The 16,444-nt window shown below is 43.4% G+C and carries 12 protein-coding genes; 7 read left to right on the forward strand and 5 right to left on the reverse strand.

Translation table 11 applies throughout. From position 1 onward, the window contains the following. Window positions 1-94 precede the first annotated feature (94 nt). From sppA to H4W00_RS06440, 3 genes are all read left to right on the forward strand, one after another. Entirely contained in the window at window positions 95-1,156 is a 1,062-nt protein-coding gene (gene sppA / locus H4W00_RS06430) for a signal peptide peptidase SppA (RefSeq protein ID WP_209956758.1), read from the forward strand. 153 nt (window positions 1,157-1,309) lie between these two features. Beyond that, entirely contained in the window at window positions 1,310-2,197 is an 888-nt protein-coding gene (locus H4W00_RS06435; RefSeq protein WP_209956759.1) for an alpha/beta fold hydrolase, read from the forward strand. A 112-nt stretch (window positions 2,198-2,309) separates the two neighbouring features. Next, window positions 2,310-3,080: a CPBP family intramembrane glutamic endopeptidase gene (locus H4W00_RS06440; RefSeq protein WP_209959007.1), complete on the forward strand. Its 771-nt coding sequence runs from the start codon at window positions 2,310-2,312 to the stop codon at window positions 3,078-3,080. Window positions 3,081-3,137: 57 nt separating this feature from the next. Here H4W00_RS06440 and dusA read toward each other — a convergent pair whose 3' ends face one another. From dusA to H4W00_RS06455, 3 genes are all read right to left on the reverse strand, one after another. Next, window positions 3,138-4,112, reverse strand: coding sequence for a tRNA dihydrouridine(20/20a) synthase DusA (dusA, locus tag H4W00_RS06445; RefSeq protein WP_209956760.1), 975 nt, complete (start codon window positions 4,110-4,112; stop codon window positions 3,138-3,140). 165 nt (window positions 4,113-4,277) lie between these two features. Beyond that, complete coding sequence (locus tag H4W00_RS06450; RefSeq protein WP_209956761.1) at window positions 4,278-5,579, reverse strand: MFS transporter; 1,302 nt, start codon at window positions 5,577-5,579, stop codon at window positions 4,278-4,280. Window positions 5,580-5,788: 209 nt separating this feature from the next. Further along, window positions 5,789-7,459, reverse strand: coding sequence for a phospholipase D family protein (locus H4W00_RS06455; protein ID WP_442966460.1), 1,671 nt, complete (start codon window positions 7,457-7,459; stop codon window positions 5,789-5,791). 403 nt (window positions 7,460-7,862) lie between these two features. On the opposite strand from H4W00_RS06455, the gene H4W00_RS06460 reads away from it, so the two are divergent. From H4W00_RS06460 to H4W00_RS06475, 4 genes are all read left to right on the forward strand, one after another. Next, window positions 7,863-9,149, forward strand: coding sequence for an O-succinylhomoserine sulfhydrylase (locus H4W00_RS06460; protein ID WP_209956763.1), 1,287 nt, complete (start codon window positions 7,863-7,865; stop codon window positions 9,147-9,149). Window positions 9,150-9,341: 192 nt separating this feature from the next. Then, complete coding sequence (locus H4W00_RS06465; protein WP_209956764.1) at window positions 9,342-9,671, forward strand: YbaB/EbfC family nucleoid-associated protein; 330 nt, start codon at window positions 9,342-9,344, stop codon at window positions 9,669-9,671. A gap of 389 nt (window positions 9,672-10,060) precedes the next feature. After that, the gene (gene recR, locus H4W00_RS06470; protein ID WP_209956765.1) at window positions 10,061-10,654 is read left to right on the forward strand and encodes a recombination mediator RecR; all 594 of its coding nucleotides are present in this window, start codon (window positions 10,061-10,063) and stop codon (window positions 10,652-10,654) included. Between the two features lie 241 nt (window positions 10,655-10,895). Further along, window positions 10,896-12,227: a ribonuclease D gene (locus H4W00_RS06475; RefSeq protein WP_209956766.1), complete on the forward strand. Its 1,332-nt coding sequence runs from the start codon at window positions 10,896-10,898 to the stop codon at window positions 12,225-12,227. Window positions 12,228-12,281: 54 nt separating this feature from the next. Here H4W00_RS06475 and H4W00_RS06480 read toward each other — a convergent pair whose 3' ends face one another. Both H4W00_RS06480 and gcvP read right to left on the reverse strand, forming a co-directional pair. Then, window positions 12,282-12,956: an esterase/lipase family protein gene (locus H4W00_RS06480; protein WP_209956767.1), complete on the reverse strand. Its 675-nt coding sequence runs from the start codon at window positions 12,954-12,956 to the stop codon at window positions 12,282-12,284. A 482-nt stretch (window positions 12,957-13,438) separates the two neighbouring features. After that, window positions 13,439-16,336, reverse strand: coding sequence for an aminomethyl-transferring glycine dehydrogenase (gcvP, locus tag H4W00_RS06485; protein ID WP_209956768.1), 2,898 nt, complete (start codon window positions 16,334-16,336; stop codon window positions 13,439-13,441). Window positions 16,337-16,444: the final 108 nt, after the last annotated feature.

Raw genomic sequence — 16,444 nt, forward strand, 5'->3', positions numbered from 1 at the left:
TGTCGTAACGTGAAAGAATTAAATTTTTCACGGTATTTATTTTTCTAGACCAGCTCTTTTATCGTTTTAGACTGTTTCTGACTTAGGAAGTTATATGCCCAACTGGCCACCAGACCCTAATAAACGTCCTGAAAACTCGGCAAATCAGCCCACACCTTCACAACACACGTCGTCTAATCAGCCGAGTGGACAAGAGTGGCGACTGATTGAAAACACTCTATTGGCTAGTGTAGTAGAGCAGCGCCGAGCTCGACGTTGGGGTATTTTCTTTAAGCTACTGACCTTCGGTTATATTTTATTGTTATTTTTGACTATTGGGCGCGGGTGCAGCACGAAAGCCCCGACTGGTCTCGAAGGTGTCGATACCAGCAAACCGCATTTGGCAGTGGTTGAGCTACAAGGCACCATCAGCAGTGGTGATATAGCCAATGCTTATGATGTCAATAGAGCGTTGACCCGGGCTTTTGAGAACAGTAACTCACAAGCTGTGGCGTTGGATATCAACTCACCTGGTGGTTCACCGGTGCAGTCTGATGAAATCTGGCAGACTATGAGAGACTTGCGTCAAGAATATCCAGATAAAAAGCTCTATGCTGTGATTGGTGATATTGGCGCTTCTGGTGCTTACTATATTGCTTCAGCTGCTGACGAAATCTATGTTAACCCATCAAGCTTAGTGGGCTCAATCGGGGTCATTATGCCAAGTTACAACATTGAAGGCTTAATGGATAAAGTAGGCGTTAAAGATCGTACCATTACTGCTGGCGAGTACAAGGATATCTTAAGCTTGACCCGTCCTCTCACGGACTATGAAGAAAAACATGTCGAAAATGTGCTGGCCAACACCCATAAGCACTTTATTGATGCGGTTAAAGAAGGGCGTGGCGATCGTCTAAAAAATGCAGAACAAAACAAACTGTTCTCAGGATTGTTTTGGACCGGTGAGCAGTCTATAGCGTTAGGTTTAACAGACAAAACGGGTAGTATCGGCAGTTTAGGTAAAGAACTTGAGCTTAACAACATAGTGAACTACACACCAGCTGATCCGTTTCAGTTTTTTATGGATCGCTTCGCCGTTAAACTGGGCGCTGGCATCGGCGCAAGCATCAAGCTTGATGTGTTGCCGCAAGAAGAAGGCAATGCGCAAATGCGCTAGGATTGTGCTATCTTCGCTATAGTATTTTCTTAACGTCATGTACGTAATAACACGGTTATAAAGACTGAGTCATAAATGATGGCTCAGTCTTATTGTTTTATTATTTGTTAATTTGATTTAATAAAAGTCAATCAGGACTAGTGAGAATAAGCCATGGATGTCATTAATTCGCAGACCTTTGCGTCGCTGCCAGTATCTAAAAAAACGCAAAAGCCCGTCATTCATTTCGCCCATGCCAATGGCATGCCAAGCGCAGTCTATCAGCCACTTTTTGAGGGCTTAGAGGCGTTTTTTACTATTGAATATATTCCGATGCTAGGCGTTGATCCTCATTATCCCGTAGACGATCATTGGCGCAGCTTAACGCAGCAGATTATTGACAGTGTGAAGCACACCTGCGAGCAGCATGGCGTCAAGCAAGTAGTGGCTGTCGGGCATTCACTGGGTGGCTTATGTACTTTACAGGCATTATACCGTGCGCCGCAGTATTTTCATCAAGCAGTGTTACTGGATCCACCTTGGATTTATGGTAAGACTAGCTTTATATGGCATCTTGCCAAGACCGCGGATAGATTGCCGTTAATGAATAACCGATTAATGGATAAGTTGTCACCAGCTGGAATATCCAAAAATCGCCGTGATATCTGGGATAGCCGTGAAGACGCTTACGATTCGTTGCGTCATAAAGGCTTCTTTAAGAGTTTTGATGAACGCAGCTTTCAAGGTTATATCAAGCATGGCCTACACGAGCGTGCGGATGGTAAGGTGACACTGGCTATCCCTAAGGCTAGTGAAGTTGCGGTGTTTCGTACCAACCCTTCTTGGTACTGGCTGACACCCAGTCGCGCGCCCAAGCCGCCAGTTACTTTGGTAATTGGAGAAGAAAGTATGTTCTTAAAGCGCCAATGGCCACAACAAATTCAGAAACGTCTGGGTATTAACTATCAGACCCATGAAGGCGGCCATATGTTCCCGCTTGAGCATCCAGACTCTGTATCGGCGCGTGTATTAGAGCTAATTAAGCAGCAACTGCCGAACTAGTTGCTCGTCTGCTATGATGTTTGGGGTCGGTAGCTTAATACCAAGTAAGAAGCAAACGGTCTACAATTATTCCACTAATAGTGGCCATTCCATCACTGAGCTATAGTTGACCATGTCTAATGCGACTACTTTAAATAATACAGTAACGCCTGTTAAGCACCCGCCACTATTTTCGCGCTGGGGCGTGTTCGTACTTATTGTAGGGGTCGTTCTTGCCTTTTTTATGAGTCAATTGCTTGGGATTTATATCGCGGGCAAGTTATTACTACCTGCTGCTAGCAGCTCTTCAGTTGGCAATATATTCTTTTTTGGTAGCGCTAATGGCACGGTTGTTAGCGTCTCAATTATCATTAGTTGGGTATTATTAACTGCGCTTAGCGTGTCAACTGTGCATTTGAAGGGTGGTAAGATCCGGAGATATTTGGCATTAACGCCATTCTCGCTAACGGTTGCAGCGGGGATGTTTGGCTTGTTATTGCTATTTATGATTGGCAGTCAGGCGCTAACTTACTTACTGGATAAATCGCCACTGCTGTTTGTTGATCCTTTATATGAGTCGGTGAGCTCGGTATGGCTATTGATTCTTGCCATAGTGATTGTCGCGCCAATATATGAAGAACTGGTTTTTCGCGGCCTATTATGGTCAGCTATCGCTGAGCAGTTCTCAGAACAGCGCGGTGCAATAATCGCTAGCATTATAACCAGCCTCATTTTTGCTGTTATTCATCTGCAATATGGTTTGTACGAAATCAGTACCATTGTAATATTGGCTTTTATATTTTGCTACGCTCGTATTAAGTCAGGCTCACTGTTATTACCGATAATACTACATATTATTAATAATGGTGCCGCCATGTGGCAGTATTTAGCACAAGTTACTTAGAATGAGATCTTAGAACGAGATATCAGAATGACTGAACCTTGCTAAAAGTAAAACTTACTAAGCATCAGGATTCAACTGCAAAACGTCATCCGCAGCGTGCTCAATATCTTCGATCGTCAAGTGTGGCTTCCCACTTAGCGCTTGTCGCCATTTCCGCGCGCCAGTCAATCCCTGAAACAGACCTAAATAATGCCGTGCCATAGTCGATAGTGGCTCACCATTCGCGACCTGCTGACGCAAGTGTGGGTATAATTGCGTTAAAATCTCCGAGCGCTTAGGTATCGGTTGTCCCCACAAGGTATTAGTTTGTGCTAATAGATAAGGGTTATGATAAAACGCTCGCCCAATCATTACACCGTCTACCTGCTGTAGATGCGTTTGGATGTCTTCTACAGTCTCGATGCCACCATTGATTTCGATAGTAAGTGCGGGAAAGTCTTGTTTCAGTCGATAAACATCATTATAGCGTAGCGGCGGGATGTCGCGGTTTTGCTTGGGGCTTAAGCCTTGCAGCCAGGCAGTACGCGCATGCGCAATGAAGCGGGTACAGCCTGCGTCAGCTACGGTCTGTACAAAATCTGCCATAAACTCATAACTGTCGAAATCATCAATACCAATACGATGCTTGACAGTCACTGGAATATCCACCGCTGCTTGCATGTGCTTGACCAAGTCTGCAACGACATTAGGCTCTGCCATCAAGCAAGCACCGATTTTATTATGCTGTACGCGATCAGAGGGACAACCAACATTGATATTAACTTCATCATAGCCATGCTGTTGAGCAAATTCAGCACATTGAGTCATCTCGGTGATATCTGCGCCACCAAGTTGCAGCACTAGAGGGTGCTCGCGCGCATTAAAACGCAGATGTCGAGCGCGATTGCCATGTAATAGTGCGCCAGTACTGATCATCTCGGTGTATAGATACACTTGCGGATTAAACAAGCGGGCAAAATACCGATAGTCAGTCGTAGTCCAGTCGATCATAGGCGCTACTGATAGGCGCTTGTCTTGCATTAAATCAATCATTTAGCATTAAAGCCTTAAGTATTATAAATTTGATATTAACTATCATGATGTGTTTGCTAGTGTGGCACTTTTTTTATGTGCACTTACTGATTTTATGTGCACTTACTGATGATAGTGTGGCACTATATTTACGCCACGAACAAAAATAGTGGCATGGCACAAGCATTAAATTACTTCATTAATTTGCTTAAACTCCGGCAAGCTATAAAAATAAAGACCCATTATTATCCCGATAAAGCCGACAAATACAATATATAAGGCAGGTGTAAAACTCACAAAAGTAGTGACGTAGCCAAGTGCGAAGGGCACCAGTCCGCCAACGATAGCATAGGTTATATTATAGGAAAAAGCCAATCCTGTGAGGCGCACATTGGTTGGAAATAACTGCACTAAAATGGCGGGCACCATGCCGACAATACCCGCACAAAAACCTAAGAGGGCATACATGATTAAGATATAATCACCACCCGCCTGCACATGATAATAAAAGGCCAATATCTGAATAATCAATAGCACCGAGCCAATAATTAAAATTTTGCCAAAGTTCTGATAATTAGAGATTAAGCCGTAAAAAACACAGCCAAAAATCATAAATACAATACCAAGACTGTGTGAAAACCCAAACAGAGCACTATCCAAAGTAAAGCGTAGCTCAATCAAATCTGGTAGCAGCAGTACCACTACTATGGTGATACTAGAGACAATAAAAGTCAGGATCATACTGACGAATAGTGAATGCTTACGATGCCTGAACAGTAGCGTAAATGGCTGCAAATTATCATTATTAGAGTTGGATTCTTTGGTCTCAACAAAAAACGGTGATTCATGAATAAAACGCCAGGCTAATAGTGGTAAAAAGCTTAATACTGCCGCCACCAGGAAGGGTAAACGCCAGCCATAAGTGGCCAGCTGCTCAGTAGTCATAGTACTGGTGAGCCAGACAAAAAAGACGTTAGAGAGTAACACCCCCACAAAAAGGCTGGCGGTCACATAGCTACAGCCAAGCGTCAAATATTGCCGTGGTACATGTTCTGCAACAAACACCCATGCTAAGGGCACATAAATACCAAATGCCATACCCTGTATGAGTCGTAGCAAAATAAATAAGGCCGGTGCCAACATCCCCCATTGAGCATAAGTTGGCAAAAACGCCATTGCTAGCATGCTGGTAGCAGTAATGAGCATGCTGATCAGTAACACTGGTTTTCGGCCCTTGATATCGCCATAACGACCAAAAATAACCCCGCCAACGGGGCGGGCTAAATAACCAGCAGCAAATAGGCCAAGCCCCTGTAGTCTAGAGACATTAGGGTCAATGTGAGCAGGGAACAACACAGACGAGACTATATCTGAAATATATAAATAAATCAAAAAATCAAAAAAAGCGATAGCGCTGCTAAAACAGATAAATAAAACCATGTTTTTGTCTTTAGAAGACATCAACGCATATTCAGAACGAGAGGGCATAATATTATAAGTATCCACATATATAAGTGGGGATTAATAGGTTATTACTAAAATAACCTTCCGCTAAAAAGCATAGGAAATACGTAACTGGCTCACTGCACACTAAAGTTTTATATTTCCAATCCACAACACGTCTTAATATAAATAAATGCAGCGTGGGCTACATTAATATGGCTAGCAAGGCTGACGTCAACGTTTTATTGTGGGACTTATAGCAACCAATCAATAGGCAGCCATGACATGATCGTGAGCCAAATATGATCTGACATACCCACGCGTGGCTCGGCATCATAAATGATTTTTTCTCCATTCTCAACGGTATGCCACTGTAGCTGGTTGTTATCTAGTAATTTAACTTCATAAGCTTGGCTCAACAAATTGTCGCTAAGCGCTTGATGCAATTGCCGTGCTAACTCATCATCGTTAATTATGACCCCCATCTCGGTGTTAATATTAGCAGAGCGGGGATCGACATTGTAGGAACCGACAAACACTTGATGATCATCAACGGCAAAAGTTTTTGCATGTAGGCTAGTTGATGATTGGCTACGCGCTTTCCACAGCTTGTTGTCGCGTTTTTCTTCACTAGCGGTTGATTTTAGCTCGTAGATCTTGATCCCTGCTCGCAATAGTGCAGGCCGCCATTGACTGTAGCCAGAATGTACAGCGGTCACATCGGTGGCATCAAAAGAGTTGGTCAAAATTTTAATATCAACGCCATTATTGGCCAGTTGCACTAGCGTACTGACACCATCCTTGGTCGGCACAAAGTACGAGGATATAATGGTCAGCTTCTTAGAAGGGCTACCGAGTAAGGTACGAAGTTGGTGCACTAAATTAGTATTGGTAGGGACGGACTTAGTCAATTTGCCAACATCGTCACTCAAAAACTGTATATCTGTCCAGCGAAAGGGCACGTCTTTATTGACTAAGTCAGTATCAATGGAAGAGTCTTCAATTGCGGTTTTATAAACAGCCAGACTACTACGCGAGTTATTCTTTTCATCTACGTTTAGCTTGTCTAAACCTGCCAAAAAATCATTCGTAGTGCCTTTTTCAAGGCTCACAAGGGTTTCGATATCAAATGATATCGGCGCTGACCAGTAGCTGCTAAAGCTGTTGTCAATATCTGCCACTACTTTACCAATGAGCAGCACATCTAAGTCAGCGAATTGGCTGTTTTGATCATTACTGAGGTACTCATTACCAATATTTCGTCCACCTATGATAGTGATTTGTTTATCAAAGATCATGCTTTTATTATGCATGCGTCGATTGATACGCGGCAGACCAGTGACAAAGTTCAGCATTTGAAATTTACGATGCATTAGGGGATTGACAATACGTACCGCGGTATTAGGGTGACTAGAAAAACGCAATAAATGCTGATCAAACTTGGCATCATTATTAAAATCGTCAAGCAGTAAGCGTACGATAACGCCGCGCTCAGCAGCTTCCCATAAGTCTTTGAGTAGCAGCTGACCGGCCTGATCATTATGCCAAATATAATATTGAACGTCGATATTGCGCGTGGCCATACCGGTCAATATACTGCGTGAAGCAAAGGCATTAGCGCCGGTTACGATAGGATGGTAGCCTGATAGATCAGGGTGAATATCATTTTGTTCGCTAATGACCGCTACCAGATCGGTATTATCAATGTTGGCAACCGTACTTCTACTCTCATCTGGACCGTTTGACTCTTGAGAAAGCTTGTTTTGTGGCGTATTATTTTGTTGGTACAGCGCATTTACTCGTGCCGATAATTTTTGACTTTCAGGTAAACGTGGCTGATCGGGCAAGCTCTGACAGCCACTTAGACCTAAAGATAGACCAAGCGCAAGACTCAGCGATAAGTTACTTAGATCCATATTTAACATCGACATAAATGGCCTACCTTAATGTACTTAAAGTTATTCTATTCAAAATTCAGCATAAAAGCGCAGTGAGCACAGTACAACGTGGGTTGCCGTCAAGCTTATCAGGTGTGGTAATATCTGACTATTAAAAATACGTTACTTTTTTGGTTTATCAGTGAGTTAGGCGTCAGTATTTTCGTAAAATAGTACCCAAAAACAAAGCTAAGCAGGTGTCTGAAATAAGGTGACATGCTATGATAGACTTCAGTTTACCGCTTCAACAAATAGCTATCTAGTAACCTATTAGTAATTTTACTAGTAATTTTATTGGTAATCCTATTAGTAATCCTAACCCGTTTTTAACGTGGTTAAAAACATCAATATAAGCATGAACGAAAACATTAACAATAGTAATGGAAAACTTATGAGTCAATCGCAAGCGCAGGATGAAAATAATCTAGACCCTCATTCAGATAAATTAGATCCAAATTGGCGTTCTGATGCCCTGGATTTAGGGCTAGATTATGGTATGCAGACCATTGCCGTACGAGCAGGGCAGCATCGTACTGATGAGGGTGAGCACTCTGAGCCTATTTTTACTACCAGTTCTTACGTTTACCGCTCAGCGGCCGACGCCGCCGCACATTTTGATGGTACTAAGACCGGTAATGTCTACTCACGCCACACTAATCCTAGTGTACGCACCTTTGAGCGTCGGTTAGCAGCTCTCGAAAATGGCGAGCGTGCGGTAGCAACCGCTTCAGGCATGGGTGCCATTTTAACCATGTGCTTGGCATATCTAAAAGCCGGCGATCATTTATTAGCAGCCAATCAGTTATTTGGGTCATCTATTGGGCTTTTTGATAACTATATGGCCAAATTTGGCGTTGAAGTCAGCTATGTCGATTGCTTTGATAATGACGCTTGGGCTAATGCAGTACAGCCCAATACTAAGGTGATTTATTGTGAAAGCCCAAGTAATCCGCTAGCACAGATTTGTGATATTGGCTTTTTAAGTCAGTTGTCAAAGGCCAATGATATCTTACTAGTCGTTGATAATTGCTTTGCATCCCCTGCTATACAGCGTCCATTAGACTTGGGGGCAGATGTGGTGATTCATTCAGCGACCAAATATCTAGATGGTCAAGGTCGGGTACTCGGCGGCGCGTTAGTTGGCAGTGACAAGCTAATGCAAGAGGCGTTCACGGTTGTACGTTCAGGCGGTATCAGTATGAGTCCGTTTAATGCCTGGATCTTCACCAAAGGTCTTGAAACTTTGAAACTACGGATGCAAGCACATTGTAGTAATGCCAATCAAATAGCAGAGTTTTTAGACAATCATCCTAACGTTAGCAGGGTACATTTTTCGGGCTTAGCTGACCATCCCTCGCATGAGTTGGCCACTCGTCAGCATCATATGAAAGACGGCTATGGGGCGATTATGGGCTTTGAAGTCAAAGCGTCTACGGAAGATGAGGCAAGGGCTGCTGCCTGGCACGTGATTGATTGTACTCGAATGGTTTCAATTACCAATAATCTAGGGGATACAAAAACCACTATTACCCATCCTGCTACCACTACTCATTTCCGTTTGACACCTAAAGCACGTGCTGAAGCTGGTGTTAACAACAGTCTGATCCGGTTGTCCGTAGGACTAGAAGACGTGGAAGATATCATCAAAGATTTGGCACGTGGTTTAGACAGCTTGTAAAGATAACGGTATAATCGCTGCCAGCGTAACAAGTTTTTTATTATAAATTTTTAGCACTAAGAAACTATGTCATTACAAACCAGCTTATAAGAATCAAGGTTATAAGAATCAAGGTAGCTCACTAAGCTATCGCTACATAACCCGCTACTATAAGTTAGTCACCATAAATCCATGATCATATAAGAGACTATTATGAATATTCAAGCATTAATGCAACAAGCACAAACCATGCAAAAGAAAGTCGAAGCCAATGTTGAGACTGCAAAAAAAGAGCTTGGCAACAAAGAAGTTCATGCAGAAGCAGGCAGTGGTTTGGTTAAAGTTACTATGACCGGTCGTCATGTGGTCAAGCGCTTAACTATTGACCCAAGCTTGTTAGAGGATGAGCCGGATATGATTGAAGACTTAATCGCCGCTGCTATTAATGACGCAGTACGTCAAGCGGACGAGTTATATGAAGAAACCATGACTGGTGCAACCCAAGGTATGGGTCTACCACCAGGTATGCAAGGTATGTTCTAAGCTTTAGTTTGGATTAAACACAGTGTATTGAAGTATGAAAATGGGGTTGTTATCTAGACGATATGACCCCATTTTTATAGGTATTGTTTTAGATTCTACCGTCTATCTGTTTTACTGTTGTTAGCACCTAATAATGCTGATACCCGTCATGTTAATATTCAAGCAATCAAACAGGTAGGTTAACCCGTGACGCTAATCGTTATGCTGTTAGCCACACTAATAGTCATATTAACAGTCACGTACGGCTGGCAAAAACATTGTTGCTTGCGGCTCGGCTTTGCTATTTCAGAGGCGGCGCTAATTTCTCTTCGCCACATTATATTTGTTCTAAAGTAAATCAACTATATTTAAAATGTCTAAAAATTATATTGTTTATAGAGGAAGTCATTTTGCTTACTGCCAAATTTGATCAGCTGGTCAAGCAGCTGCGTATTTTACCTGGGGTTGGCCAAAAGAGTGCTCAGCGTATGGCGCTACATCTGCTTACCAAAAAACGCCCACAAGGAATGGCGCTTGCCCAGGCGCTCGATGAAGCGATGCGCGATATCGTTGAATGTCAGCGTTGCCATAGCTTTAGTGACGACAGTATCTGTCCACTATGCCAAGACCCGCGCCGTGATGATAATTTATTATGCGTGGTCGAGACCGCTGCTGACGTGATGGCTATTGAACAGACTGCAGGCTATCGTGGGCGTTATTTTGTGTTAGGTGGGCATTTATCACCGATTGATGGTATCAGCGCGGATGATTTAAATATTGAACAGCTGGTATGGCGGGTAAAGCAAGAGCCTGTTGAGGAGCTAATATTAGCGACCGGTACCACCGTTGAAGGGCAGACCACCGCCCACTTTATCAGTGAAGCGGTGAGCCGTCACGTCGGTAAAGTCACTCGGCTAGCGCAAGGCGTGCCGATGGGTGGCGAGCTTGAGTATCTTGATAGCATGACTCTTGGCCAAGCATTACAAAATCGCTCTTTTTTATAATCGCTCAGCACATTGTGTGAGTCGCTCGCTGGTAGTCGTACTATCAAGAGCGTGCTATCAAAACATAAGATCCAATGAATTTTTCGATGGTTAGTTTGCCATCTTAGACGACGATATTGTTATACTGAAGCTATTTATTTAACTCGATTATCTCCTTCTTATAAATGCTAATCGCCATGTGCTAAACAGCAGTGGCGATTGATTAGTGTTTTTTCTCTTTTATTTATGCAGGTATCTGCCCGTGTCTGACCACTCTACCTTTAGCACCCAAGCTAACACTTCTTCACCCACCATCGCTGCTGACGCTATTGATGATGCCACTAATGGCAATCAGACGCATGTAGCAACAGATTCAAACTTAGCAGTATTACCAGCAGAGCCTGATATTGATGCGTTGTTAGATGTCGCTGATGAATTGCCCGTTACCTGGATAAAACAGCAGTACCAGATCGATGAGGTTATTGCTGCGTTAGAAGGTTGCGGGCGGGTGGCGTTAGATACTGAGTTCATTAAGCGTGACACTTATTATCCACGCTTGGCACTGGTGCAGCTGAATACCGGTGGTCATATTTATTTGTTAGACGCACCGCAACTACAACTGGATGAATTGTGGCAAGCCCTGATCAAAGTTGATGTTGCTATTTGGCATGCTTGCGGCGAAGATTTGGGTATTTTTTACTTATTGTCTGGCTGCCCGCCGTTGACCAATATATTTGATACTCAAATTGCCTTGTCTTATTTGACTGGACAATTACAAATGGGCTATCAGCAAGCGCTTGATGATCAGCTGGATATGCATATTGATAAAGAACAAAGCCAGTCTGATTGGCTCATGCGCCCATTATCAGAAGAGCAAGAGCAATACGCGATTGATGATGTACGCTTTTTGCCGGCCTTGTATTTGAGTCTCGAGCACGCGCTTAAGTCGCAAGGACTCTTTGACTATGTGTGGGCCGATTGCCAGCTATATGCCCAAGATTTATACAACAACCAGCATGTCGAAGATGACGCCATGTATCTGACTATGGCTGATTATCGCTATAACTCGCAGCAAATGGCGATATTACAGGCAGTTGCTACTTGGCGCGAAGAGTTGGCGCGCGCGACCAATCAACCCCGTACTTTTGTCATTAAAAAACAAGCCGTGCGTGAAATTATTACTGAGAAGCCAAGTAATATGCGCGAGCTGGCCCATAAAACCACCATGCATCGTAGTATGTTGCGTCTATATGGTGAGGAATTGATAATTATTATTAATAAGGCAAAAATGCTTGCGCCCGTTGAGCATCCGCCTTGTCTCTTACCGCCTTATCGTTCAAAAAATAAAGTCTTATCCAAAGCGGTACAAGAAGCAGTGGATAAGCAAGCAGAGCAAATCGCTGTACCTGCTAATGTTTTGATGCGTAAAAAATGGTTGGGTCAGCTGTATGAAGTTATTGCCTTCGATCAAGATCTAGGTGAGTTACCACTAGGGTTAAAGGGTTGGCGCAATGAGTGGGTAATGCAAACCTTGATTCCCGTGATTGAAGCGCATAAGGTTGAACTGAAGCAGGGTATGGGTGCCAGCGCTTAATATAAACACCAATCCTGTTTTGGCCTAACCGTCGCTATTAACGCTTGATTACTATTATCTCTTAAATACTCCATACTGCAAAAAATATCCAGTCTGCTCAGCAACTGCTGGGTTGCCCAACATGCCGGTATGGGAGACTGGTAGGATTAGGTGATCAGTGGCAGCGGCGAGTTTAGTCTCCTGCACATATACCGTGCCATCGTGTACCAGATGATCCTCTAGCGATGGATCATTTGCTTTACGTAACTTACGTTTATGATACTGCAAAAATAATTGTCCCAAACCGTAAGGGCGATTACCAGCAATCACGCCAAGGGTGATATGCTCAGGTAATGGTGCCGCTGTGCCATCCAAGGCATCGATATATGATTGTCCGACAATGGCTGGGGCCAAGCGCCAAATATAATCGGCACAGACACTACCAATATGCGGCGTACCGAGCGTCACGCAGCGTCCAATTTGCCACTGCGGATAATGAGTAACAAAGTCGCGAATAATAAGTCCGCCTAAGCTATGACCGACCAGATCGATTGGTTGATCAGGATTATGATGATTCTCAAGCCACGTATTTAAGCGCTGACTGTTGGTCCTGATCCCATCACGCACACTACGATAACCATACTGATGAGTATTGAGTCCTTGCGCTTGTAAGCGCTTAGCAAGTGGCCGCATAATCCTTATAGTTTGATGTAAGCCATGAATCAGAATAGTACGATTCTTTTGCTGCATGTGTAATTCCATAGAAGTTATTTGACGTGATCAGTTGTTTCATTTGATAGATGGATGACTATTTTTACTATATTGAGTATTAACGCTATAGCTGTAAAAACGCTATAGCGTTAATACTCAATAAAATTAATGCACTGATAGTCACCTAGGGCTCTTCTACTACTCTAGATATTATAAAATTTATCCCAGCCTGTCGTATAGTTAATGAAAAGTAATATCGATACATAACCTACTGCTGGCATACGTTTTTCTTGCTTGCTGTGCCTACGCAGACAGAGGCTGCAAAAAGCTGATACCAGCAGTACCGTCGCGTTTTTAAGGTATTTTAACTATATCTGTTTCAGAGTAAATTGCTACAAAGCTATTTAATGAATTAAGTATCAGAAAATAGGCAAAATAAAAACCTCCAAATCAGCTGCTGACTTGGAGGTTTATTTTTGTATTTATATAAGACCACTCATTGAGCCGTTCGTTATCGAAAACTACATGTAGTTTTCGATGCTTGGGCAAGAACATCTTAAGTTCTTATCGCCATAAGCATCATCGATACGTGCCACACTTGGCCAAAACTTATTATTGCGAATATAAGGTAGTGGGAATGCCGCAGTATCACGGCTGTATGGATACGACCACTCGTCTTTAGTAATCATCGCTGCAGTGTGCGGCGCATTAACCAATGGGTTGTTATCAAAAGTCCAGCCATCTTCGCCCGCTTTGGCCTTTAACGCTTCTGCTTTGATAGATTTTAGCGCTTCAACAAAACGATCAATCTCTTCTTTTGATTCAGACTCAGTGGGCTCAATCATTAAAGTACCTGATACGGGGAAGCTCATGGTTGGGGAGTGAAAGCCATAGTCCATTAAGCGTTTTGCAATATCACTTTCACTGATGCCAGTCGCTTCTTTTAGCGGACGAATATCGATAATACATTCGTGCGCTACTTGACCGTTTTTGCCCGTATAAAGTACAGGGTAATGGTCTTTAAGTTCAGCGGCAACATAGTTGGCATTCAATAGCGCAAGATTAGTAGCCTCTAATAGACCATCACGGCCCATCATAGCGATATACATCCATGAAATTGGTAGGATACTCGCTGAGCCATAAGGAGCCGCAGACACCGCTGAACAGCCCTTTTGTGCATTATGGACTGGAATGAGCGTATGGTTGGCCATAAAGGGTGCCAAATGCGCTTGCATACCGATAGGACCCATACCTGGACCACCGCCGCCATGTGGGATACAAAAAGTTTTGTGCAAGTTCATGTGTAATACGTCTGCGCCTACGTCAGCAGGTTGCATGATAGCGACCTGGGCGTTCATGTTTGCGCCATCCATATATACCTGACCACCATGCTCATGGATAAGGTCACACATGACACGGATGCCTTCTTCGAACACCCCATGCGTTGACGGATAAGTGATCATCAAGGCACCAAGATTGTCGCTATGCTCTTCACATTTAGCTGTTAGGTCAGCGATATCAACGTTACCATTGTCATCGGTTTTAACCACGACCACTTTCATGCCCATCATGATTGCTGTTGCAGGGTTGGTACCATGCGCAGACATTGGGATTAGGCATATGTCGCGATTGCTTTGACCCAACGACTCATGATAACGGCGGATAGCCAGAATACCGGCATATTCACCAGAGGCACCAGAGTTCGGTTGCATAGATACATCATCAAAACCAGTGATGGCTTTTAATTGTTCTTGCAGGCTATCAATCATATCGATATAGCCAGACACTTGGTCAAGTGGCGCAAAAGGATGCACGTTTGCAAACTCAGGCCAGGTGATAGGTAACATCTCGCTGGTCGCGTTGAGCTTCATGGTACAACTACCAAGCGCAATCATGCTGCGGTTCATCGCCAAATCTTTGTCTTCTAAAGATTTTAAATAACGCAGCATTTCGTGTTCGGTGTGATATGAGTTAAAGACCGGATGACTTAAAATAGCATCAGTACGTAAATGCGCAGCATCTAATGACACGCTAGCATCTGCAGGTAAGTCATGTGACTTACTAACAAACAGCTGGGTTAAAACACAGAAATCCTCTTGGTCACTGGTTTCACTAAACGCAACGCCAAGTTTAGTAGCGCTAAGACGCCATAAGTTATAACCAACATTGTCTGCATTCTCAAAAATTTGAGTCGCAAGATTTTCTGAACCACAGTCAACCACGACGGTATCAAAGAATTGATCATGAACGACACTTAACTTGCCATCATTAGCATTTCTGATAACATCAGCAAAGGCAGTTGCAAAGGCATGGATACGAGTAGCAATGCGTTTAACCCCATTTGGACCGTGATAGACGGCATACATACCCGCTAAGTTGGCAAGTAATACCTGTGATGTACAAATGTTAGAGTTGGCTTTTTCACGACGGATATGTTGCTCACGTGTTTGTAGTGCCATACGTAGAGCAGTATTGCCTTCCGAGTCTATTGAAACCCCAATGATACGACCTGGTGCTGAGCGTTTTGCTTTATCAGAAAATGCAAAATAAGCCGCATGTGGCCCACCATAACCCATAGGGATACCAAAGCGCTGTGTGCTACCTAAGGCGACGTCTGCACCCATATCAGCAGGTGACTTTAATAGCACCAAGCTCATGATGTCGCTGACGACTGAGGTATACGTTTTATTTTCTTTCACGGCACTGATAACGTCAGTTAAATCTTTAACATCGCCTTCTGTACCGACATATTGGAACAATGCACCGAAGTAATCGCCAGATTTAGCCAGCTCAAAATCACCAACGACCACTTCAAAACCGAAGTATTTGGCGCGAGTCCGAATAACGTCTAGCGTTTGTGGGTAGATTCGGTCATCAACAAAGAACTGAGTTGATTTACTTTTACTCATACGTTTTGACATGGCCATGGCTTCAGCAGCAGCGGTTGCTTCATCAAGTAATGAGGCACCTGCCATTTCAAGACCAGTCAAATCAATACAAACTTGCTGAAAGTTAAGTAGCGCTTCTAGACGACCTTGGGCAATTTCAGCTTGATAAGGCGTATAAGCCGTATACCAACCTGGATTTTCTAGCACGTTGCGCTGAATAACAGCAGGCATACGTACTGGCGAGTAGCCTTGACCGATATAGCTTTTATTAACTGTCACTTTATCAGCCATCTTACGCAGCTTAGCAAGCGCAGCGTGTTCACTCATAGCTAGCGGTAGGTCAATTTCTTTCTTTAAGCGTACGGCTTCGGGCACAGTATCATTGATAAAGCTAGCCATATCATCATAACCGACTGCTTTTAGCATTGCGGCTTGTTTGTCATCGTTAGACCCTAGATGACGATAGACGAATTCAGATTCGTTGAATAAACCTTTGAAAGTATCGAATGTCGGGCTTTGAGAGGTAGTCATGACAGTCCTTAGTAGAATTTATAACATAGTGGGCCACTTATAGGGCAGTTATGATAACGAACTCGTTGACTGTCCCTGATTTTATAAGCCAGCGACAGTTTTACTCGT

The organism is Psychrobacter sp. PL19 (genome assembly GCF_017875835.1).
Taxonomy (GTDB): Bacteria; Pseudomonadota; Gammaproteobacteria; order Pseudomonadales; family Moraxellaceae; genus Psychrobacter.